Raw genomic sequence first — 22,197 nt, forward strand, 5'->3', positions numbered from 1 at the left:
GGAGGCGAACATGGAAATCGCACAGATCGCCACCATCGCCGGCAAGGAATTCTGGGACCGCATCCGCAACCGCTGGGTGCTCGCGGTCGCGCTGGTATTCACGGCCTTCGCCCTCGTGATCGCCTATTTCGGTGCCGCACAGCAGGGCGCAGTCGGCTTTCGCTCAATCGACGTCACCATCGCCAGCCTGGTCAGCCTGGTGATCTATCTCATTCCACTGATCGCGCTGGTGCTCGGTTTCGATGCCATCGTCGGCGAGCGCGAACGCGGCTCGCTCGACCTCCTGCTGTCGATGCCGATCACCCGGGTGGAGCTGCTGCTGGGGAAATATCTCGGTCTGGCCGCCGCACTCACCTTTTCCACCGTTGCCGGTTTCGGGCTGGTGGCGGTGGTGCTTTCGTCGCAGCTCGAGCTCGATGCGCTGTTCCACTACTTCGGCTTCATGCTCAGCTCGGTGCTGCTCGGCTGCGCCTTTCTCAGTCTGGCGGTGATGCTGTCGGTGTTCGCCGGCGACCGCACCCGCGCCTCCGGCCTGGCAATCGCGATGTGGTTCTTCTTCGTGCTGGTGTTCGACCTGCTGCTGCTCGGCGCACTCGTCGTCAGCGGCGGACAGTGGGGCGGCGAACTCTTTCCCTACCTGCTGCTGCTCAACCCCGCTGACGTGTTCCGCATCCTCAACATCTTTTCGCTCGAGGATGTGCGCGCGCTCTACGGCCTCGCAACCGTCTTCCCACCCAGCCTGGCCAACCCCGCGCTGCTGGGCGTCGTCATGTTTGCCTGGATCGCGTTGCCGCTCGGCATTGCGGCATGGCGCTTCAGAAAGTGAGTACAAAAATGAACCCCTCCCGCTCCCCCCTCATCCGCCTGCGCAGCGCGCTCACGGTAATGCTTGCCGCTGGACTGCTGGCAGCCTGCGGCGCCGACAAGGGCTCGGACAGCAGCATCCTTGCCGTCGAGATCGACCGCAGCACCAGCTGCGCCCTCGACGGCATGCTGCTGGCCGACTACCCCGGCCCCAAGGCCCAGATTCATTACGACGGTCTCAACGAGCCCGAATTCTTCTGCGACACTGTGGAGATGTTCTCGATCTACCTCAACCCGGAGCAGGCCCGCCGCGTCAGTGCGATGTATGTGCAGGACATGGCCAAGGCCGACTGGGACAACCCGAAAGGCCACTGGATCGATGCCAGAACGGCCACCTATGTACATGGTTCGAAGCGCACCGGCTCAATGGGGCCGACCATCGCCTCGTTCGCCAGCGCGGACGATGCACGCAAGTTTGCCGATACCGAAGGCGGCAAGGTGCTGCGCTTCGACGAGGTGACGCCCGACATGGCGATCCTCGACGGCGGCGCCCTGCACGACAAGAGGATGTAAGCCATGGAATCCATCTACGAACATGTTTCACCCGAGATCGCAGCAGAGCTGCAGCAGACCGCAAAGGTGATCTACGAGACGCGCGAGAACCGCAGACGGGTGCTGCAGCACGCCGGCGCCACGGACGAAACCGCGCTCCTCGACAGCATCGCCAGCGGCACGGTCGCCGAGCATCCAGCCTACGAGCTCTACCTCGCGGCACGCATCCTGGCCGACACCTGTGAGGCTGCCCGCGCCGCCCTTGCGGCCAGACTGAAGGAGGTCAACCGCTGATGAACCTGCACACCGAACTGCTCGACCACATCACCGCCCGTTTCGGCGAGCGTCTGCAGGGCGCACCGCAGCTGACGCAGGACGCACTCACGCTCAGCCTGGACAACGGCGTGCAGCTCACCATCCGCTACGCGGCGACCGACGCCTACTCACTGCGCTGGACCTGCCAGGCCGTCGGGAAGCAGGTTGAGATGGGCATCGACACCGCGCCGACACACCCGACCCTCGCCACCCATCCCAACCATCTGCACCTGGCCGATGGCCGTGCGGTAGCCGATCCGCTGACCCGGACGGATGCCTCCCCCGCGGACAACCTGTCTGCCCTGATCGAAGCCCTGCTGCGCGACCCGCAACTGGACTTCCCGCAGCCATGAACAGTGGCGGCGCACTGCGCGGTGTGCTGCTGGGCAGTGCCGCCCTGTGTGTCGCGACCGCAGCGGCGCTGTCATGGCAGTATGCGGCGCGCCCCAGCGTTGAGTTCTCGCCTTCGCCCGAAGACATCTGCATCGTGCCGCCGTCTCGAGCCTCCACTGCCCATCCGTGGAACCCTGCCTCCGGACTGGGCAAGCATGACGCCCGCCCCGCGCCTGCGGATGCGCGCTGCCCGGTGTGCGGCATGTATCCCGCACGCTTTCCAACATGGGTGGCGCAGATCATCTTCGAAGACGGTTCGGCGCACTTTTTCGACTCACCGGTGGATCTGCTGATCTTTCTGCAGGACCCCGGGCGTTTTGACGCCGAGCACAGCGCATCCGACATCGCGAAGCGTTATGTCGTCGATCACCGCAGCGGAGACTGGCTCGACGCCGGGAAAGCGAGCTTCGTGCTCGGCTCCACTGCCCGCGGGCCGATGCGCGGCCCGGATCTTCCCGCATTCGCCAGCACCGCCGAGGCCACCGCCTTTGTTGCGCAACGCGGTGGGCGCATCGTCACGCTGAAAGACATCGACGCCGACACCCTCGCCCGCCTGCGTGACGCCAGCCACACCGCGCACTCAGGCTGAGGCACAGCGCGCCGGACAAAAAAATGGAGGCCTCGCGGGCCTCCATTCCGTTTGTGTCGCAGCCCTGCGCGGCTGCAGACGATTACTGCGATTTTGCGACCATGTAATCGACCGCCGCCATCACTTCCTCATCCTTCAGGGTTGCCGCACCGCCGCGCGCCGGCATCATGCCTTTCTCTCCGGTGTAGCCTTCGAGCGCATGCTTGTGCAGGACGTCCAGGCCCTGGGCGATACGGGGCGCCCACTCATCCTTGTTGCCCGGCATCGGCGCACCGGCCACACCCGCTGCATGGCACAGCGCACAGGTCTTCTTGTACACGCTCTCGCCTGCAGCATTCGCCGGCGCTTCAGGTGCCGGCGCCGGAGCCGGGGCTGCGGCAACCGGGGCGGGAGCAGGCGCGGCGGGCTCCGCCGTGCCCTGAGCCGAACCGGAATCCTGGCCGCCACACGCGGCAAGCAGGGCCGAAAGGGCTGCGGCCACGATCAAGGTGTTCTTGTTCATCTGATTTCTCCGTCAATTCCAGGGGGTTCAAAGGGCCGGGCCATGTCGTCTCACCGGCAATGCCTGCATGCTAGCGAACACGTCCCCGGATTGGATTGACTGCAATCAATTCACGATTTTCGACCGCCGCTTCAGGCCTCAAGCGTGGCTGATGACAAGGCGGTGCGAACTAGTCTCACCGCGGGTCCGTGCGCGCTGGCCTCAACCCCGAAACCAAGGCCTTGAGCGAATTCGAGCATGCGCGTGTTGGTCGCCAGAATCTGTCCGTACATCGTCTTCAATCCCCGGCTTCTGGCATGCCGGATCAGCGCCTTCATCAGGCGGCGGCCCACCCCGCTTCCCTGCCAGGCATCGGTCACCACCAGGGCAAATTCGCAGCTCATGCCGTCAGGCTCGATACAGTAACGGGCCGCAGCAATCTCCACCGCCTCACCGCCCGCCTGAGCAAGCACGATGAATTCCGTGCATTCATGCGGATCGGGGTCGCACAGCCCCTGCAACTCTGCCTCGGCAAACTGAAAGTCACCGCGCCCGAAGCGGAAGTAGCGTGCGCCATACGACAATCCGCGCAGAAAGGATCGCGATCTGGCGATATCGGCCGGACATACCGGGCGCAACAACAGGTGGCTGCCATCGCGGCCTACCCAGGTTTCCTCGATGTCGCCACGGACGGCAGCGCGCGTACCGCAGCACGTGCCGGCATCGGGCGCGACGAACAAGGGCAAGGCCGGCAGACGGGCGGACTTAAACGGCGACTCGGTCGACATATGCGGAAATCATCAGAGAGGTCTGAGCGGACAGCTGTCCAGGCCCCATCCCGACGCCGAACGACGCTTCGACTTGAACCGGAGAATCCTGTGCTGACGCTTGAATGCTCGCGCTTGAGCATCGCTCGCCAAGGTTGCGAGCGCATTACAGAAGCATGACAAGGGCCAGGCCAACGCGCCACCCATGCCCCTGCTGCTATGCTTGCAGCCCGTTCCACGCGCCGCCGGACACCGGCGCTCCCCATTCACCGACGCCGGAAGCAGGCATGACTCCCGACCGCGAAGCCCCCGCAGCCCTTGCCGGGCGCCCCCTCTACGAACCGATTGCGGAATTGCTCGCGCGCTTTGCCGATACGACGCTGCCGGACACCGGCCAGCTCAACCTGCTGTTGCAGCACACCGCCGCCCACACGCTTGAGACCCGCGGCAGGCCGATCCGCTTCGTCGCGCCGCCAACCGTGCTGCCCGCCTACGAGTCACATATCTTTGAGACGGGTGAGGTACCGACCCGGCCCGATGACTGGCACGACTTCTTCAACGCACTGGCATGGTGTGTATGGCCGCGGACGAAATCCCGCTGCAACGCGCTTCACATGCAGGAGATGCAGGCACGCAAGGACGCCGGCCTGAGCGGACGCGGACCGATGCGCGACACCCTCACGCAGTTCGACGAATGCGGCATCGTGGTGGTGTCGTCCAGCGCCGAGGTCACCGCGCTGCTCGCGACCCATGCATGGGAGGAAGCGTTCTGGGAACGACGCGCGCAGCTGACCGTGAGCACGCGCTTTCTGATCATCGGCCATGGCATCTGGGACCAGTTGCGCCAGCCCTTCTTCGGTCTGTGCGCCAAGGCCATTTACCGCGTCGTCGATCCAGCGTGGCTCAGACTCCCGCCCTCCGAGGCGCAGGCCGAGTGCGATGCCTGGCTCGCCGCCCATCTGTCAGATCCGACCACGGTGCTGACGCCGCGCGCGCTGGCGCCCCTGCCGCTGCTGGGCATTCCGGGCCTCACGCCGGACAGCGAATGCCGCGACTACTATCGCGACACCCGCCAGTTCCGGCCGCGGCGCGCGCGCTGAGGCAGATCAGCCGCCCGAGCACCCGCAGCCATTGCCGCCGCCGCAGCTGCCGGCCGCCGTGCCTGCCGCGGCAGTACCCGCAGCGGCCTCACTCACCTGCACACTGAAGTCGATGACGATGTTGCCCGGCTCGCGCGCCACGTAGGCAATGCCGACCTGGCGGCCATAGCGCTGCTGGATCTGGTCGAGCAGCGGCAGGGGGTCGTGGTCGTTTACGAAGCGCATGGTTTCACCGTCGGACAAAGCCTCGAGTGCGCCGAAAATGGCTGCATGGCGAAATCGTTTGGCAACGCCACGTGCGTCAAAAGAATGAACTGCAGTATCGAACATCGCGGTCTCTTCCATCAGGGTTTGGTCCGGACTTTCATTGCGGCCGGTATCGCATCGACCCGCATCCTGATCCAGCCTGCGACAACAATCCTTGAGGAAAAACAAGAAACGCCCCGCGTTTTGCGCGCGCATCGCCTGCCCGTTCTGTGCCCTGCGTCCGACATCGCCGGGCGACTGCTTTATACTTCGGCCCAACGCAGAAGGACGGATTGCTTCCGACAGGCCCGCTTCGTCGGCATGTGGTCGCCACGGCAGACTTCCACGGGCGGGCTTCGCCGTCATGGCCTCGCCAGAATGCCGCCCTCAGCACCACTGCACCACATCGATTTACCGGCCTCGCGGCACCGTGCTGCCAACAGGCCATCCACCGGAGCTTCACCAGCATGATCACCCTCAAGAGCGTCACCCTGCGCCGCAGCGCCAAGGTGCTGCTCGACAATGCATCCGTCACCCTGAACCCGGGCGAAAAGGTCGGCCTGGTCGGGCGCAACGGCGCCGGCAAGTCCACCCTGTTCGCACTGCTCAACGGCACCCTGCACGAAGACTCGGGCGACTTCAGCATTCCCGCACACTGGCGCATGGCGCAGGTGGCGCAGGACATGCCGGAAACCGACCAGTCCGCCACCGACTTCGTCATCGAGGGCGACGTCGCCCTGCTCGCTGCGCAGAAGGAAGTGACTGCGGCAGAAGCGGGGGACGATGGCGAACGCATGGCCTACGCCTACATGGCCCTGCACGACGCCGGCGCGCATGACGCCCAGGCGCGCGCGCAGGCGCTGATCCTCGGTCTCGGCTTCAAGACCACCGAGCTGTGCAATCCGGTCAACAGCTTCTCCGGCGGCTGGCGCATGCGCCTGCAGCTGGCACGCGCACTGATGTGCCCGTCCGACCTGCTGCTGCTCGACGAACCGACCAACCACCTCGACCTCGACGCGCTGGTGTGGCTCGAAGCCTGGCTCAAGCGCTATGACGGCACCCTGGTGGTGATCAGCCACGACCGCGAGTTTCTGGACGCGATCACCAACGTCACGCTGCACATCGACAACAGCAAGCTCACGCGCTACGGCGGCAACTACAGCACCTTCGAAGACACCCGCGCGCAGCAGATGGAGCTGCAGCAGAACGCCTACGCCAAGCAGCAGGACAAGATCGCCCACCTGCAGAAGTTCATCCAGCGCTTCAAGGCCAAGGCGAGCAAGGCCAAGCAGGCACAGAGCCGGGTCAAGGCCCTCGACCGCATGGAGCGCCTGGCACCGGTGCTGGCCAGCGCCGACTTCACCTTCGAGTTCAAGGAGCCGGTCAGCCTGCCCAACCCGATGCTGACCATGGAGCACGCCTGCTTCGGCTACCCGCCTCCCGAGGACGCGCCGGCCGGCACACCGCCCACCACCATCGTGCGCAATGTCAGCAAGTCGGTGATGGCGGGCCAGCGCATCGGCATCCTCGGTGCCAACGGTCAGGGCAAGTCAACCGTGGTCAAGACCGTTGCCCGTGCCCTCAAGGCCACGGCGGGCGAGATCACCGAAGGCAAGGGCCTCAACATCGGCTACTTTGCGCAGCAGGAACTCGACGTGCTGCGTCCGCAGGACAATCCGCTCGAACACATGGTGCGCATGGCCCGCGAAGGCCTGCCTGCCGGCCAGAGCGGACGCGAGCAGGATCTGCGCAACTTCCTCGGCACCTTCAACTTCAGCGGCGACATGGTCAAGCAGGCGGTCGGCACCATGAGCGGTGGCGAGAAGGCGCGCCTGGTGCTGTGCATGCTGGTGTGGCAGCGCCCCAACCTGCTGCTGCTCGACGAGCCAACCAACCACCTCGACCTCGCCACCCGCGAGGCGCTGGCGATGGCGCTCAACGAGTTCGAAGGCACGGTGATGCTGGTCAGCCACGACCGTTCGCTGCTGCGCTCGGTGTGCGACGAGTTCTGGCTGGTGTCGCACGGCGGCATCGAGCCCTTCGACGGCGACCTCGACGATTACCAGCGCTACCTGCTCGACGAAGCCAAGCGTGCCCGCGAAGAACTGAAAGAGTCACTGAAGAGCCCGGCAAAGGAAGTCGCGCCGGTCGCTGCGCCGGTCAAGGCGGCCGCAAAGCCGAGCCCGGAGGCGATCAAGGTGCTCAAGCGCGACCTGGGCAAGGTCGAGCAGCGCATTCTCGAACTGCAGACGCAGAAGCATGCGCTTGAGGCCCGCCTCGCTGCACCGCTGCCGCCGCAGGAGATCGGCGAGATCGGGATCCAGGTGCAGAAGCTGACCGAAGAGCTCGACACCCAGGAGGAAATCTGGCTCGATCTCTCGAGCCGGATCGAAGAAGCAACACAATAGGCTGACAGCAGATAACAGGATGCACCCCCCAACCCTGGCATGAGAGGAGTTCCCACATGGACGCAGTGATTGATTTTCTGAACACGATCTTCTGGGGCTATGTGCTCATCTACGGACTGCTCGCGGTTGGGGTGTTCTTCACGCTGCGGCTGGGCTTCCTGCAGATCGTCCATTTCCCCGAGATGATCCGGGCCATTCGCGGTTCGCGCAGCGCCGACCGCGAGGGCATCTCGCCCTTTCAGGCCCTGTGTACCAGCCTCGCCTCGCGTGTCGGCACGGGCAACCTGGCCGGGGTGGCGGTTGCGCTCTACCTGGGCGGCGCCGGCGCGATCTTCTGGATGTGGATGGTGGCTTTCGTCGGCATGGCGACAGCCTACGCGGAAAGCACCCTCGCCCAGCTCTACAAGGTGCGCAACGAGGACGGACAGTTTCGCGGCGGCCCGGCCTTCTATATTGCGAGAGGCCTGGGCGCGCCGTGGGCGGCTTCAATCTTTTCCGTCTGCCTGATCCTGTCCTTCGGCCTCATCTTCAACGCGGTGCAGGCGAACTCGATCTCCAGCGCAGTCGAGGCCGCATTCGGCATCCCGAAGATCGCTGTCGGACTGGGTATCGCGGTACTGGCCGGCATCGTCATCTTTGGCGGCATCCGCGGCATCGCCCGCTTCGCCGAACTGGTCGTACCGTTCATGGCCGGTGCCTATGTGCTGGTCGCGCTTGCGGTCATGGCCCTCAACATCGGCGAGGTTCCGGACGTCCTGATGCATATCGTGCGCTCTGCTTTCGGCCTTGAAGAGGCGGTCGGCGGTGTCGCCGGCTCGGTTGCCGCGGCCATGCTCAACGGCGTGAAGCGCGGGCTTTTCTCGAACGAAGCAGGCATGGGCAGCGCGCCCAACGCAGCGGCCACGGCATCGCCTGATCCGCACCACCCGTCGTCGCAGGGCTTCGTGCAGGCGTTCGGCGTGTTCATTGACACCATCGTGATCTGCACCGCAACCGCGGTGATGATCCTGCTTTCAGGCGCGCTGGAGCCCGGCTCCGGGCTCACCGGCACCGAGCTCACCCAGGCCGCACTGACGGTGCACCTGGGCGCGTTCGGCACCTATTTCGTCGCCATCGCGATCTTTTTCTTCGCCTTCACGTCCATTGTCGCCAACTACGCCTACGCCGAAAACGCCCTCACCTATCTCGGAGTCGGTCACCGCGCCGGGCTGACCGTCCTGCGTATCGCCGCCCTCGCCATGGTGGTATGGGGTGCGCTGCAGAGCGTGGCAACGGTGTTCAACGCCGCAGACGCATCGATGGGGCTGATGGCGTCCATCAACCTCGTGGCCATCCTGCTGCTGTCGGGCACGGTCGCGAAACTGACCAAGGACTATCTGGAGCAGCGTCGTGCGGGCCTGACGCCGCATTTCCACGCGGCCAAGTACCCCGAGCTCAAGGGCGAGTTCGACCCCACCATCTGGACCGAGCGCTGACGATGACCGCGCATGCGCCTGCGGCATACCCGCAAGCGCATGCCGGCGCCCGGAAACGGGGAGGCACGATCGCCGCCCCGATGTCTGTCACACGGTCGCGATCACCGCATCGGACAGCGTCTTGAGCGCAGACATCGGCGCTGCCGAGCGCAGACGGATCATGCCGGTCGGCACGTGTGCAAACTCCTCGGGCAGGGTCTCGACCACCAGACCGGAGAAATGCGGTGACTGCTCGACGACCCGGCGCGGCATCAGCGTCCACCCGAGGCCGACGGCAACACAGCCGAGGATGCCTTCCAGCGTCCCGAATTCCATCGCATCCGCCATCGCGTTGCCGGATGCGCGCTGCCACGACAGTGCGCGCGTCCGGTAGGCACAGCCCTCGCGAAAGATGATCAGCGGCTGACTGACCGGGCTGGTGCCGGCCGCACTGACCTGAACCAGTTCTTCCACCACCAGCTCGTCGAAATGCAGGTCGGCATGCATGACCGGCCCCGCAACAAAGGCGCAATCGAGCTTGTGGTCGATCACCATCTCGGCCAGTGCGGCGCTGGTCTGCGTCTGCACCCTCAGCTCCAGGCCCGGATGGGCGGCTCGCACCGCTTTCAGCGCAGCGGGCAGATGCAGGGCGGCGAAGGTCTCCATCGAGCCCACACGCAGCTCGCCCGTGCTCTCCCCCACCAGGCGCACCGCCGCGCTGGTCTGACGTTCGAGCTGGAGCATCTGGCGCGCGTAATCGAGCAACACCCGCCCCGACGGCGCCAGCTCCATGCCGCGCCCCTTGCGGAAGAACAGCTCCGCGCCGAGCTCCTGCTCCAGGCGCTGGATGCGGTTGGTGACATTGGACTGCACGGTGTTGAGCTTGCGCGAGGCGGCAAGAATGCCGCCCTCCTCAACCACCGCCTGAAAGGTGCGTAGCGCGACCAGCTCCATGTCCATATCTCCAATACAGAACACTCAATTCTAAACAAATCATTTGCACAGATAGCTTACGCTGTTTAAGGTAGCTCCACAAAGAACCATGGATGCATACCGTGAGCGACCAGAGACAACGCATCAAAGTACTCAGCGCCGGCATTTTCAGCCTCATCCTGGTGATGGGTGTGGCGCGCTTCTCGTATACGCCGCTCTTGCCGCTGATGCAGCAGCAGGCCGGTCTCGGCGTGGCCGAGGCGGGCTGGCTTGCGGCCATCAACTACGCCGGCTACCTGTGCGGCGCGATCGTCGCCTCGCTCATCAGCGACCTGGTGCTCAAGGACAAGCTGTACCGCATCGGTCTGGTGGTGGCCATCCTCAGCACCGCGATGATGGGGCTGAGTACCGACACCACGGTGTGGGCGGTGTCACGCTTCATTGCCGGCCTGAGCAGCGCGGCCGGCATGCTGCTCGGCACCGGACTGATCCTGAACTGGCTGATCCGCCACAACCACCGCAGCGAACTCGGCATTCACTTCGCCGGCATCGGCCTGGGCATCGCCGGCTGCGCGATTGCGGTGGCCCTGATGAATCAATGGCTCGACTGGCGCGAGCAGTGGTTCGCCTTCACCGTCATCGGCTGCCTGCTGCTGTACCCGGCGCTGCGCTGGCTGCCGCCGCCCGACCGCAGCGGCCTCACCACGACCGGGCAGAAACTGGTGGACAAGCCGCCCAGCCCGCTTTTCATGCGGCTGTTCATGGCGGCGTATTTCTGCGCCGGTGTGGGCTACGTGGTCAGCGCCACCTTCATCGTCGCCATCGTCGACCAACTGCCCGGCCTCAGCGGACAGGGCACGCTGGTGTTCATGGCCATCGGCATCGCCGGCACACCGTCGTGCTTCAACTGGGATCTGATTGCGCGCCGCACCGGCGACCTCAATGCGCTGATCCTGGCCGCAGTGCTGCAGATCGTCGGCATCCTGCTGCCGGTCGTGGTCGGCGGGCTCGTCGCCACAGTGTTTGGCGCACTGCTGTTCGGCGGCACCTTCATCGGCATGGTGAGCCTGGTGCTGACCATGGCGGGCCGTTACTATCCGACCCGCCCCGCCAAGATGATGGGCAAGATGACGCTTTCCTATGGCGTGGCGCAGATCATCGGCCCCGCCGTGACCGGCTGGCTCGCAACCCATCTCGGCAGCTACAACGGCGGCCTCTACATGGCTGCGGCGGTGATGGTCGTCGGCACGGTGCTGCTGCTGATGCTCAAGGTCGTAGAGAAGCGCGACGCTGCCGCCGCACTCGATCTGGCGCGCTGCGCGCAGACCTGACCGTATTCCGCCCGGGAGGCCCCATGCATCAGGTCAAGGCACTCATCTTCGACGTCTTCGGCACGCTGGTCGACTGGCGCACTTCCATTGCACGCGAGACCCGCAAGGCGCTCTCGCCGCTTGGCATCGACACCGACTGGCTGGCATTCGCAGATGCGTGGCGCAACGAATACCAGCCCGCCATGGAAGAGGTCCGGTCCGGCCATATCCCGTTCTGCAAGCTCGACCGCCTGCACCGCCGCAACCTCGACATCGTGCTCGAGCGTGCCGGCCTCGACCGCGTCGATGAGGCCGTGCGGCGCGAACTCAACCTGGCGTGGCACCGGCTCGACGCCTGGCCCGACGTGTCACCGGGGCTGCACCGCCTGAAAGCGCGGTTCCGCCTCGCCCCCTGCTCCAACGGCAACATCTCGCTGATGGTCGATCTCGCGCGGCGCAACGACTTCCCCTGGGATGCCATCCTCGGCGCGGAACTGGCGCGCGATTACAAGCCCAAGCCGGTCGTCTACCTTGCCGCGGCCGGGGCCTTCGACCTCGAACCGGGCGAAACGATGATGGTGGCCGCCCACACATCAGACCTCGCAGCCGCGGCCGCAGCGGGCTTGCGAACCGCCTTCATCGCGCGCCCGGACGAATGCGGGCCGGGCATGGGTGAGACCGCCGCAGGCACCACAGTGGATGTCTCCTGCGCCAGCCTGCTTGAGCTGGCCGCAGCGCTCGAAACCTAGTCGCCCTGATGGCCGCGAGCATGAAGCAGCTTGCCGCGAAGATCCAGCGCCGGCTGCTTCATGCTCGCGGCAAGCTGCTCGAGCTGTGTCGCGGCCGCCACGCCCAGCATCTGACCGAAGCTGCCAAGCAGGACCGAAGGCGCCACACTCGCCGCACGCATGAGCCTGAGCTGAACCGGAACGGCGGGCAACAGCCGGACCAGGCGCACGCGCGCAGCATCCAGCGTGGCCGCCGTGAATCCATCGACAAAGGCGTAGGCCAGGCCCTTTTCCACCAGCGCGCCGGCAAGCACGTAGGTCTGGACGCGAAACGCCTCCCGCACCTGCCAGCCGGCAGCATCGAGCAGCGCTGACAGGGCTTCGCCCAGCGGCGTCGCATCCGAGAGCGTGACGCAGGGTTGCGACTGCAGCCACAGAAAGCCATCGGCCGCGCGCTGACGCGCCAGCCAGGACTGCGGCACCGCCAGCATGATTTCACTCTCGCACAGCACCGATGCGCTGATCGCGACATGCGCCGGTGGCTCGAGCGCGATGCCGGCGTCGATCTCGAGCGCCAGCAGGTGCTCCTCGATTTCGCGGGTGTGGATCGCCCACAGGTCGCACTGCACGTCGGGGTGATGCGCGCTCAGGGCGCACAAGGTGTCGGGCAGCAGTTGTGAAGCGAGCGACGGCGTCGCCGCCACGCGCAACAGCCCCGATGCACCGCGCCGGAGGTTGGCTGCCAGCGTGTCGATGCGTTCGATCTCGGCATAGGCACGCTTGACCTGAACCAGCAGCGCCTCGGCTTCGGGCGCAGGCGAGAGGCGACCGCCTGCACGCTCGAACAGCGCGAAGCCGAGTGTTGCTTCGGCATGCCGGAGCACACGCGACACGACGGGTTGCGACACATGCAGCATGCGCGCCGCGCCGCTCACCGAGCCGCTGAGCATCACCGCCCGGAACACTTCGATATGTCGCAAGCGCACGATCCATGCTCCAAAGACATGAGATAGACAATCATCCGCAATCGCCCCGCCGCGCGCAAGACGTACATTCATAAGCGGGTATGGGATGAAAATTCCGGCAGAGTGGGCGCGCGGCAATGTCGCACATACATGAGCATGAGGACATGGATATCACAATCGTAGGCGGCGGCATCGTCGGCCTCGCAAGCGCCTGGTTTCTGCGCGCAGACGGACATCAGGTCACCGTGGTCGATGCGTGCGAGCGCGTCGGACAGGGGGCAAGCCATGCCAATGGCGGCCAGCTCTCCTACCGCTATGTCGCCCCGCTCGCCGAACCGGGCGTGCTGGCCAAGATCCCGGGCTGGATGCTGCGCAGCGATGCCCCCATACGCTTCAAGCCCGCTTTCGACAGACGGCAATGGGCATGGATCGCGCAGTTCCTGCGTGCATGCAACGGCCGCGATCAGGCCGCCTCGATTGCCAGCCTGCTGCCCCTGTCGCTGTACAGCAGACGCCTGATGGATGAGCTGCGCAAGACCAAGGACTTCGACTTCGCCTGGCGTCGCAACGGCAAGCTGGTACTCCACCGGGATCCGGCGAGCTTCGCCGCCGCACGCCGCCTGCTCGCATCGAGCCCCGGTGCCGATGGCGAGCAGTGCGCACTCGATGTACGCGGCTGCCTCGACGTCGAACCGGCGCTCGAGCGCATGGCCCCACACCTCGCCGGCGGCATTCACACCCCGAGCGAGGAGGTGGGCGACTGCCTCGCACTGTGTGAAGCGCTGCAACGGGGCCTGCGCCAAGGCCCCGGCGCGGTGACCTTCCGCATGTCAGAGCGGGTCGAACGCATCGAACTGGCTGCGGGCCGCTATCACGCGCTGCAGACCGACCGGGGCCGCATCCGGGGCGACGCCTGCGTGATCGCAAACGGGGTGGATGGGGGGAGCCTGCTGCGCAGCGTCGGGGTTGGCGTGCCGATCTATCCGCTGAAGGGCTACAGCATCAGCGCGCCCCTTGTCGCGCCGGGCAAAGCGCCGGAAATCAGCATCACCGACTTTCAGCGCAAAGTCGTCTACGCACGGATCGGAGATCTGCTCCGGGTCGCGGGCATGGCCGACATCGTTGGCCACGACCGCAGCATCAGGCCCGCCCGCATCGAGCTCCTGAAGCGTGAGACCGCAGAGAATTTCGGCACGACAGCAGACCTCTCCCGCGCGCGGGAATGGTGCGGCCTGCGTCCCGCGACACCCAGCGGACGGCCCATCATCGGCGCATCGAGAATCCCCGGCGTATGGCTCAATCTCGGTCAGGGCGCCCTCGGTTTCACGCTGGCTGCAGGGTCGGCCCGGGTGCTGGCCGACCGCATGAGCGGAGGCACTCCGGCCATCCCGGACGCGCCATTTGCACCCGCTGCCTGAGTGCGGCAAACCCGCTTATCGACGACGCGCCGCGGGGCGTACAATCGCCCCGTCCGCGCCATCAAGCGCCCCACCCAGGATTCCTTGTGCACAACGACAAGCCGCTGCACCAGCTTCACGCCGAAATCGATGGCCGCGTCGATGCCATCCGCGCCGAACGTGCAGACTGGCTGTGCGGCAAGGGCTGTGACAGCTGCTGCCGGCGACTGGCCGACATCCCCAGACTGACGGCTGCGGAGTGGGACCTGCTGCAGGACGGGCTGAAGCAGATGACGGCAGCGCGGCTCGAAGACATCGACCGCAAGATCGCTGCGCTGGCCGGCACACACACACGCCCCGTCGTCTGCCCCCTGCTCGATGAAGCCTCCGGCGCCTGCCCGGTCTATGCGCAGCGCCCGGTGGCCTGTCGTACCTACGGCTTCTATGTGCAGCGCGAACTCGGGCTCTACTGCAGCGATATCGAATCGCAGGTGGCCGAGGGCATGCTGAGCGACGTCGTGTGGGGCAATCACGACGCAATCGATCAGCAACTCGCCGGACTGGGCGATGGCCGGCCGCTGACAGAATGGTGGCGTGGCGAAACGGGTGGGATCCGCCGTTCGCCGGCGGCCTGAATGCAGTGCCCTGCACCGACTGCTGCCGGCCATGAAACATCGCCCGCACGGCGGCCTCCTGCGCATGTTTTGCATGTGCGACAATGCCGCATGAACACTCAGGACGATCGATCGAAGCCCCAACGCCGGCACCCGGCCCCAGCCCAGCTCTTTGCCCCGACCGCGGCGGCAGCCCGCGCCAGCGGACCGACTGCACAGCCCTGTCGCATTCTGCAATGATGATGCCGGCAGACGTCGAAAACAGGCTGATGCAAGAGGCGGCGCCCCTGCTCATGGGCCTTCTCAGCAATGAGCTGAGCGGTGTCTACGTCATCCAGGGCGATCGCTTCATCTTCGTCAACCAGCGCCTGGCAGACCTGTTCGGCTACACACCCGAGGTCTTGTGCGCCGGCATGGGGCCGACGCAACTGATCGCCCCGGCCTATCAACCCCTGGCCAAGCGCGAGATCGACCGCCGCCTGTCGGGCGAAGTCAAATCGAGCTTCTTCAATTTCGAAGGCGTACGCAGCGACGGCAGCAGGCTCGACGTCGAGGTCTTCGGCGTTGCCACCACGTTCTCCGGAAAGCCTGCGATCATCGGCATCCTGCTCGACGTCTCCGAGCGGTGCAAGGCAGAGCGCGCGGTGGCCGACCAACTGCGCTTCATCGAGCAACTGGTCGACACCATCCCCAGCCCGGTCTTCTTCAAGGATGAGTCCGGCCGCTACTTGGGCTGCAATGCAGCCTTCGAAGACTACCTGGGACAGACACGCGATCAGATCATCGGGCGCTCGGTCTACGACATTTCGCCAAAGGATCTGGCCGACCGGTATTTTGCTGCCGACGAAGCCCTTTTCAGGCAGGGCGGCAAGCAGACCTATGAGGCGAGCATTGCCTATGCAGACGGCACACGTCATGACGTCGTGTTCAACAAGGCGACCTTCAACAATGCACGTGGAGAACTGGGCGGACTGGTGGGCGTCATGCTGGACATCTCCGAACGCAAGCGCATGGAACAGGCGGTCTGGCACGAGGCGAACTACGACGCCCTGACCGGCCTTCCCAACCGGCGCCTGTTCCACGACCGGCTGCGCGAGGAAGTCAAACGCAGCCAGCGCGGCGGCGGACGGTTCGCCCAGCTGTTCATTGATCTCGACCGCTTCAAGGAGGTCAACGACACCCTTGGCCACGATCTCGGCGACAAGCTGCTGGTCGAGGCTGCGGCACGTATCAGCAAGTCCGTGCGTACCAGCGATACCGTATCGCGGCTTGGCGGAGACGAATTCGTGGTGATCGCGCCCGGCATCGCAGACAAGAACGCTGCTGGCGCCATTGCCCAGCACATCATCGAGCAGATGCAGATGCCGTTCGATCTCGACGGCAAGCTGGCCTATGTATCGGCCAGCATCGGCATTGCCTTCTACCCCGACGACAGCACCGAAATGGACACCCTGCTCGGTTACGCGGATCAGGCCATGTACGCTGCCAAGGCCCAGGGCAGAAACGGCTTCTGCTACTTCGCGCAGCCGATGCAGGTCAGTGCGATGCAGCGCCTCCAGACCGGAAACGATTTGCGCAGCGCGGTAAAGGCCGAGCAACTCGTCGTGCACTATCAGCCCATCGTCGACCTTTCCGACAACCGTATCGTCAAGGCGGAAGCCCTGGTGCGCTGGCTGCATCCGGTACGGGGCCTGCTCGGGCCCGACGAGTTCATTCCGGTCGCCGAAGACATCGGGGTCATCTCCGAGATCGGACAGTGGGTGTTCGAACGCGCGATGCAAATGGCAAGCCGGTGGCATGCATTACGCGGACTGAAGGCAGACGCAGACACCGCCGAAGCCGGCATCCAGATCAGCGTCAACATGTCCCCGCGCCAGTTCATGAGCGGCAGCAGCGCAGGCTGGATCGAGCACCTGCGACAACACGGGCTGCCTGCAAGCGCCCTGGCCGTCGAGATCACCGAAGGCCTCCTGCTCGATACCCGTCCGGTCGTGATCGAAGCCCTGATGGCCTTCCGCGACGCCGGCGTCCAGGTGAGCATCGACGACTTCGGCACCGGTTACTCGGCAATGTCCTACCTCAAGAAATTCGATATCGACTACCTCAAGATCGATCGCTCCTTCGTCCGCGACCTCACCACCGACGCCTCCGACCTGGCCATCGCCGAGGCAATGATCGTGATGGCGCACAAACTCGGCATGAAGGTGGTCGCCGAAGGGGTCGAAACCGCTGCACAGCGCGACCTCCTGCGCAGCGCGGGATGCGACTACGCGCAGGGCTACCTGTTCTCGAGGCCGCTTGACGAGGAAGCTTTTGCACGCCTGCTTGAAACGTCCAGCCTCATTGCGACCGAGGCTGCATGAAGGCCGAACCGCGTTTTAGTCCAGTCGGCTTTGAGCCGACGGCCGAGCAGCGTGCAATCCAGACCCACAGCGCGCGCTACATCATTGCCATGGCCAATGCCGGCGCGGCCAAGACCACCACGCTCGCGCTGCGCATCGCCGAATCGGTCAAGCGTGGCGTATCGCCCGATCACATCGTGGCCCTGTGCTTTTCTGCTGAAGCGGCAAGGGTGCTCAAGATGCGCCTGATCGAGATCGGTCTCGACGACAGACTGGCGCGACGCGTGCGCTGCACGACCTTCGACGAGTTCGCGCTTCAGGTGCTGCGCGATCACGAGGGGCGGGAAACGCCCTTTCTGCCCAGTTTCGAAGACGTCGCACCACATGTGCGCAGCGCCGTGACCGAAGTCCAGCGCATCAACGCTGCACGGCGCAACCCGCGCGAGCTCTGGCTGCCCGAACACAACGCCCCGATCGCCGACTTTCTGAAGATCGTCCGCCAGATGAAGGCGCAACAGATCTCGCCCGAGATCGAGGATGACGACAGCGTCGCCTCTCGGGCGGAAGCCCTCAACGTGCCGGAAGGCCTGTTCGCGCTCTTCCGGCAGCTGGAGAAGGCCCGCGCCGGCGATGGCGACGGCTGTGCCTGGCGCACCGAATTCGACGCCACCTACGATCTGGCCATGCTGCTCACGCAAGGCAACGTGCCGGTCAGCCTGCCGGGCTATCGCGTCGTCATCGCCGACGAACTGCAGGACATGAACCCCGCCACCCTCACCTGTCTCGAGCACCTGATTGAGCATGGTCGTGCCTGGTTCACCGGTGCGGGCGACTTCGATCAGGTCATCCACCGCTGGGCAGGCGCCGACGCCAGCTTCCTGAGCGCGCGGCTGGGCGCAAACTGGAGCGGGGTGAAGCGTCTGCCGCTCACCATCACTTTCCGCCACGGCCCGGCAATGGCCGTCGCCACGCATTTCCTGAAGAGCAAGCCCGTCGAATCCGGCCGCGACCACGACGCACGGCTGCGGCTGGTGCGCTGCGCCGACAGCGAGGACGAGGCCGGCAAACTCATTTCAGCCCTGCTCGACTGGCAGCAGCGCAGCAAGCGACTGGACGCCTGCGCCGTCATTCTGCGCGCCCCGCATCAGTCGATCGCGATCGAGAACGCCTTGTTGCGCGCGGGCATCGGCTGGCGGCTGGAAGGACTGCAGAGCTACCTGCTGCGCTCCGAGATCCTCATACTGCGCGGCGTGATCGCCTTCGCGCTGGAAGACTACGAATCCATTCCGGGCGTGGACAAGCGCTTCCAGGTCCTCCAGGCACTCGAACTGTGGCAGGAGCTCTCCTGGGGCGACCGCCGCCTCGAAGACCTCAAGACCGCCGCCGCACAGCCCGAACTCTTCGACGCCTTCCTCAAGGGCAGGCTGCTGCGTCCGCAAACCCTTGCGGACACCTCCGCAGCCGAGCTCTCCGACGAAGCCGAAACCCGCGCCGCCCACCGCCTTCTCGACCAGATCCGGCGCCTGCGCCGCGAGGGACAGCACGACGAGGCAAACGCCCTGCTCCGCCAGCAACATGAAGCAGCCGCAACCATCGACGAGGCCCCGGCGCAGCGCAACGCCCGTCTGCGCCTGACGCAGGCCCTCGCCACCCTGCGCGACGGCCCCGTCGACGAACCCGCGCACCTGGCCCTGGGCCGGGCGGTCGCCATCCTCGACCTGCACGGCGTAGCCAGACGCCTTTTCATCGACCCAGCCACCGCAGACATGGTGGCGAGATCGGTGGATGGCTTCCTCGACGCTGCGCGTATCAGCAAGCAGCCGCTGCGCGAGTTTGCACAATGGCTGCGCAGCGCAGAAGAGAAATCGGCGGAACTGCGCAAGCGCAAGACCGTGCTGCTGTGCACGGTCGAAGCGGCAAAAGGACAGGAGTTCGACGCCGTCATGCTGCCCGGCCTGGCCGACGGAAACTTCCCGCTTGCGGGCTGGGACCGCACCGAAGAGCACAACCGCTTCTACGTCGCCGTGACCCGCATGCGCGACGAGCTGACGCTGTTCGCCCCGGAGACCGACGCCAGGCTCAGCCCCTTCGTGAGTGCGATGAAGCTCGATACAGCAGTCGCCCGCGGCCGCACCCTGCTCGACGCCCGCCTGACCGGGCACGACGTGCAGGACTTCTAGGGCAACATGCTGCGGGTCAGGCGGGAACGCCCTCACTTGCAACATCCACACGCACCTTCCGGGCGAGGCGGACGCAGCTGTTTGCAAGAATCCCGGTCGGGTCCAGCAGCGGCTGCTCGGTACATCCAAGGATGACGGCCTGCGCGCCCTGGTCGCGCAGATGCGCGATGACTGCAGCGAGGTGGCTGCTGCAGGCGCCTGAGTTGAAGCCGGCCTTGACGCCGTCGGCGCCGCAGATGGATTCCATCACGCGCGCCTGTACCGATGCGTCCGGCACCAGCAGCGTCATCCCGGCAGCCTCTGCCGTCGAGTGGTAGACCCTGCTGGTGATCGTCCCCGATGTTGCCAGCGGACCAAGGCGGCTGACCTCGGGCATCTTCTCGCGCGCGAACGCGATCACTTCCGACAGCATGTTGACGATGGGGATGTCGAGCTGACGCTGGATGCTGCTGACAAAGGCGTGCGCCGTATTGCAGTGGATGACAAATGCATTCTGACCATTGGCTTCGAGACGCATGCAGGTGGCAAGCATGCCGATGGTCGGGTCTGCGCCGACGGCATGCTCGGCATAGGCGAGATTCGAGTCGATCAGGGGCACGGACACCCGCGAACGCAACACGTCGACCAGCACTAACACCTCGGTCATTCCGGGCAGGATGATGTCGGCGCCCTTGTCGGCAAGGTGCGCGCGCACATCCATGAGCTGATCGGCGCGGATGCCGCGCCAGTTGAGTCTCAACGACGTCGCCCATCGCCCGAAGGGGCTACGCCCCACTGAACGCTCAGCTCAGCATCGCCATGATGCCGACCACCGTTCTGAAAGCAGGATTCTCAGTTGGAGTCATTCGACCTACACTGCAGTGAAATAACCCATCCGCAGATCCATGCAATTACTGGTAGTACCTAGCCCATGAAATGCGTGAGTGAGGCGTGGGCGATGCACGGCCGCGAACTGCTTCGATTCGTCAGCGGGCGTATCGCCAGTGCCGACGAAGCGAACGACCTCGTGCAGGAAGTTTTCCTGCGCGCGATGTTGCTCGACCGTGGCCTGTGCGGCATCGACAAGCCCAGAGCATGGCTCTTTCACGTCGCGCGCAACCTGCTCATCGACCGCTACCGGCTGACCAAGGAACAGATTCCGCTCAACGAGGCGGATTACCCCGCACCCGAAGATTCGGACGAGCCGGTCGAGGCGCTCACCGCCTGCCTGCCGCGCGCACTCGCCGAACTGGCGCCTGAGGATCGCGAAGTGCTGACCCTGTGCGACATCGAGGGCCTGTCCCATCAGGCCTGCGCCGAGCGCCTCGGGCTCACGCTCCCCGCAGCCAAGTCGCGCATTCTGCGCGCCCGGAAACGACTCAAGACCCGGCTCGTCACCGCCTGCCAGGTCCGCTTCGACGAGGCAGGCCAGGTCTGCTGTTTCGTACCCCGAGCACCGCTCGAATAATGCGATCCCGTTTTCGTCCATTGAGGCGCTGACTGCGGAGCATCCCGGTGCGCTTTCGGGCTGGACCGGCACGGGTACCTGCCGTCTGGTGGCGCGCCCCGATGTCAGCCCCAATGGCAAGCCGGTTCCTGCGCCGTCCATGCCGTTGCTGACGGGGCTCGCCCTCACTGCGCGTGCGGCAAGAAAGCGGCAGCGCCGGATGACGTGCGCGCGCCATCGGAAATTGCCGCACTGGCATTCGATGCGCCCAAGGTCATCGCCATGCCGATGAGCGAACTTGGGCAGCGATTCAGGGCGTTACCGCGCGATCAGGCGTTGAATGTGGCGTCCTCCGCTGGCGAACGCAGCTTGAAAGCGACCTGCTTTCAGATGCTCCCGGATACGAAAAGATCGCCAACATGGAAGACGGTGTCACAGAATGGGGGCGCAAGGGGTTTCCCGTGCGGGGCGATGTGTCATCGCTGGCCAGCAATTCGGCCTGCTGCGCTCCGTCGTCACCTTCCGGAAAATGTTGCTGAACTGAATTACGCCACGCTGGAGAAAAAAATGGAAAACGCCCCTCAGAAGATGCAATTCGCCGTGCGAACCAGGCGAAATGACTCACACGGCAGCGAGGCTCAGTGCAAGTCCGCGTCAATCACGCTGGATACCGATCTCGCCGGACGCCCCGATGCCTTCAACCCTGCGGAGCTGCTGCTGGCCGCGCTATCGGCGTGCATGATAAAAGGCATTGAGCGGGTGGTGCCGATGCTCAAGTTTGAGCTGAAAGGCGTGGAAGTGCTCGTGGATGGCGTGCGCCAGGATGTGCCGCCAAAGATGGAGAGCATCCGCTACGAAATCATTGTGGATACCGATGAATCAGAGCGACGCATCGAACTGCTCCATGACAATGTCAGGAAGTACGGCACCGTGTTCAATACGGTGGCGCCGGGCACGGATCTGTCCGGTGTCATGCATCGACGATGAGCCAGGCGATGGCGTCCGCCATCCATCTCGCTTTTCGTTTGTCTGTACCACAGGGTTTGCCCAGGCAACGCCAGGATCATGGTCCGTTCCCCGCTGCACACGCACCCTTCCACCCGATGTCAGACTGTCCGAAGTTTTCTTGACACCGCCTCAGGCTGCCTTTGTCCGGAGAGCCCCTGGAACAAGGGCCCGGATTCGGCGCAGCG

At 65.2% G+C, this 22,197-nt stretch carries 22 protein-coding genes; 16 read left to right on the forward strand and 6 right to left on the reverse strand.

From position 1 onward, the window contains the following. Positions 1-10: 10 nt before the first annotated feature. The 5 genes from CEW83_RS11290 to CEW83_RS11310 are packed head-to-tail and all read left to right on the forward strand — an operon-like array spanning position 11 to position 2,653. Positions 11-826: an ABC transporter permease gene (locus CEW83_RS11290; protein ID WP_108949429.1), complete on the forward strand. Its 816-nt coding sequence runs from the start codon at positions 11-13 to the stop codon at positions 824-826. An 8-nt stretch (positions 827-834) separates the two neighbouring features. Continuing rightward, complete coding sequence (locus tag CEW83_RS11295; protein WP_108949430.1) at positions 835-1,377, forward strand: nitrous oxide reductase accessory protein NosL; 543 nt, start codon at positions 835-837, stop codon at positions 1,375-1,377. Between the two features lie 3 nt (positions 1,378-1,380). Further along, on the forward strand, positions 1,381-1,650 hold the full coding sequence (locus tag CEW83_RS11300) for a hypothetical protein (protein ID WP_108949431.1): 270 nt from the start codon (positions 1,381-1,383) through the stop codon (positions 1,648-1,650). After that, positions 1,650-2,024: a hypothetical protein gene (locus tag CEW83_RS11305; RefSeq protein ID WP_108949432.1), complete on the forward strand. Its 375-nt coding sequence runs from the start codon at positions 1,650-1,652 to the stop codon at positions 2,022-2,024. The genes CEW83_RS11300 and CEW83_RS11305 overlap by 1 nt, the downstream gene beginning before the upstream one ends. Further along, positions 2,021-2,653 carry a nitrous oxide reductase accessory protein NosL gene (locus CEW83_RS11310; protein WP_108949433.1) on the forward strand — a complete coding sequence of 211 codons (633 nt, stop codon included), beginning with the start codon at positions 2,021-2,023 and terminating at the stop codon, positions 2,651-2,653. The genes CEW83_RS11305 and CEW83_RS11310 overlap by 4 nt, the downstream gene beginning before the upstream one ends. 82 nt (positions 2,654-2,735) lie before the next feature. Here CEW83_RS11310 and CEW83_RS11315 read toward each other — a convergent pair whose 3' ends face one another. Further along, positions 2,736-3,155: a c-type cytochrome gene (locus CEW83_RS11315; RefSeq protein ID WP_108949434.1), complete on the reverse strand. Its 420-nt coding sequence runs from the start codon at positions 3,153-3,155 to the stop codon at positions 2,736-2,738. Positions 3,156-3,286: 131 nt separating this feature from the next. Then, the gene (locus CEW83_RS11320; protein ID WP_108949435.1) at positions 3,287-3,922 is read right to left on the reverse strand and encodes a GNAT family N-acetyltransferase; all 636 of its coding nucleotides are present in this window, start codon (positions 3,920-3,922) and stop codon (positions 3,287-3,289) included. 266 nt (positions 3,923-4,188) lie between these two features. Here CEW83_RS11320 and CEW83_RS11325 point away from each other — a divergent pair, with 266 nt between their 5' ends. Next, positions 4,189-5,001: a DUF3025 domain-containing protein gene (locus CEW83_RS11325; RefSeq protein ID WP_108949436.1), complete on the forward strand. Its 813-nt coding sequence runs from the start codon at positions 4,189-4,191 to the stop codon at positions 4,999-5,001. 6 nt (positions 5,002-5,007) lie between these two features. On the opposite strand, the gene CEW83_RS21380 is transcribed toward CEW83_RS11325, so the two are convergent. Beyond that, a complete protein-coding gene (locus tag CEW83_RS21380) occupies positions 5,008-5,613 on the reverse strand; it encodes a DUF2249 domain-containing protein (protein ID WP_234418782.1) in 606 nt (201 codons plus the stop codon). 101 nt (positions 5,614-5,714) lie between these two features. Here CEW83_RS21380 and CEW83_RS11335 point away from each other — a divergent pair, with 101 nt between their 5' ends. After that, on the forward strand, positions 5,715-7,655 hold the full coding sequence (locus CEW83_RS11335) for an ABC-F family ATP-binding cassette domain-containing protein (RefSeq protein ID WP_108949437.1): 1,941 nt from the start codon (positions 5,715-5,717) through the stop codon (positions 7,653-7,655). Positions 7,656-7,711: 56 nt separating this feature from the next. Further along, positions 7,712-9,130 (forward strand): alanine/glycine:cation symporter family protein, encoded by a 1,419-nt coding sequence (locus CEW83_RS11340; protein WP_108949438.1) that lies wholly within the window; start codon positions 7,712-7,714, stop codon positions 9,128-9,130. Positions 9,131-9,217: 87 nt separating this feature from the next. On the opposite strand, the gene CEW83_RS11345 is transcribed toward CEW83_RS11340, so the two are convergent. Continuing rightward, complete coding sequence (locus CEW83_RS11345) at positions 9,218-10,063, reverse strand: LysR substrate-binding domain-containing protein (protein WP_108951359.1); 846 nt, start codon at positions 10,061-10,063, stop codon at positions 9,218-9,220. Positions 10,064-10,164: 101 nt separating this feature from the next. Between CEW83_RS11345 and CEW83_RS11350 the strand changes: the two genes are divergently transcribed. Beyond that, positions 10,165-11,373 (forward strand): YbfB/YjiJ family MFS transporter, encoded by a 1,209-nt coding sequence (locus CEW83_RS11350; RefSeq protein ID WP_108951360.1) that lies wholly within the window; start codon positions 10,165-10,167, stop codon positions 11,371-11,373. A gap of 23 nt (positions 11,374-11,396) precedes the next feature. Next, a complete protein-coding gene (locus CEW83_RS11355) occupies positions 11,397-12,101 on the forward strand; it encodes a haloacid dehalogenase type II (protein WP_108949439.1) in 705 nt (234 codons plus the stop codon). Here the strand turns inward: CEW83_RS11355 and CEW83_RS11360 are convergent. Beyond that, a complete protein-coding gene (locus tag CEW83_RS11360; protein WP_234418783.1) occupies positions 12,098-13,066 on the reverse strand; it encodes a LysR family transcriptional regulator in 969 nt (322 codons plus the stop codon). The two genes, CEW83_RS11355 and CEW83_RS11360, sit on opposite strands and share 4 nt — an antisense overlap. Before the next feature lie 143 nt (positions 13,067-13,209). Here CEW83_RS11360 and CEW83_RS21385 point away from each other — a divergent pair, with 143 nt between their 5' ends. The 4 genes from CEW83_RS21385 to CEW83_RS11380 all read left to right on the forward strand — a co-directional run bounded on the left by CEW83_RS21385 (position 13,210) and on the right by CEW83_RS11380 (position 19,578). Beyond that, entirely contained in the window at positions 13,210-14,463 is a 1,254-nt protein-coding gene (locus tag CEW83_RS21385) for a D-amino acid dehydrogenase (protein ID WP_108951361.1), read from the forward strand. Between the two features lie 86 nt (positions 14,464-14,549). Further along, positions 14,550-15,077 (forward strand): YkgJ family cysteine cluster protein, encoded by a 528-nt coding sequence (locus CEW83_RS11370; RefSeq protein ID WP_108949441.1) that lies wholly within the window; start codon positions 14,550-14,552, stop codon positions 15,075-15,077. Positions 15,078-15,292: 215 nt separating this feature from the next. Next, a complete protein-coding gene (locus CEW83_RS11375; RefSeq protein WP_108949442.1) occupies positions 15,293-17,419 on the forward strand; it encodes a putative bifunctional diguanylate cyclase/phosphodiesterase in 2,127 nt (708 codons plus the stop codon). Beyond that, the gene (locus CEW83_RS11380; RefSeq protein WP_108949443.1) at positions 17,416-19,578 is read left to right on the forward strand and encodes a UvrD-helicase domain-containing protein; all 2,163 of its coding nucleotides are present in this window, start codon (positions 17,416-17,418) and stop codon (positions 19,576-19,578) included. Before CEW83_RS11375 ends, CEW83_RS11380 begins: the two co-directional genes overlap by 4 nt. Positions 19,579-19,594: 16 nt before the next feature. On the opposite strand, the gene CEW83_RS11385 is transcribed toward CEW83_RS11380, so the two are convergent. Continuing rightward, a complete protein-coding gene (locus CEW83_RS11385) occupies positions 19,595-20,317 on the reverse strand; it encodes an aspartate/glutamate racemase family protein (RefSeq protein WP_108949444.1) in 723 nt (240 codons plus the stop codon). A 171-nt stretch (positions 20,318-20,488) separates the two neighbouring features. On the opposite strand from CEW83_RS11385, the gene sigZ reads away from it, so the two are divergent. Both sigZ and CEW83_RS21390 read left to right on the forward strand, forming a co-directional pair. Next, a complete protein-coding gene (gene sigZ / locus CEW83_RS11390; protein WP_108949445.1) occupies positions 20,489-21,025 on the forward strand; it encodes an RNA polymerase sigma factor SigZ in 537 nt (178 codons plus the stop codon). Between the two features lie 204 nt (positions 21,026-21,229). Next, entirely contained in the window at positions 21,230-21,991 is a 762-nt protein-coding gene (locus CEW83_RS21390; RefSeq protein WP_234418784.1) for an OsmC family protein, read from the forward strand. Positions 21,992-22,197 lie beyond the last annotated feature (206 nt).

Origin of the sequence: Parazoarcus communis, from assembly GCF_003111645.1 — a bacterium.
Lineage (GTDB): Bacteria > Pseudomonadota > Gammaproteobacteria > Burkholderiales > Rhodocyclaceae > Parazoarcus > Parazoarcus communis_A.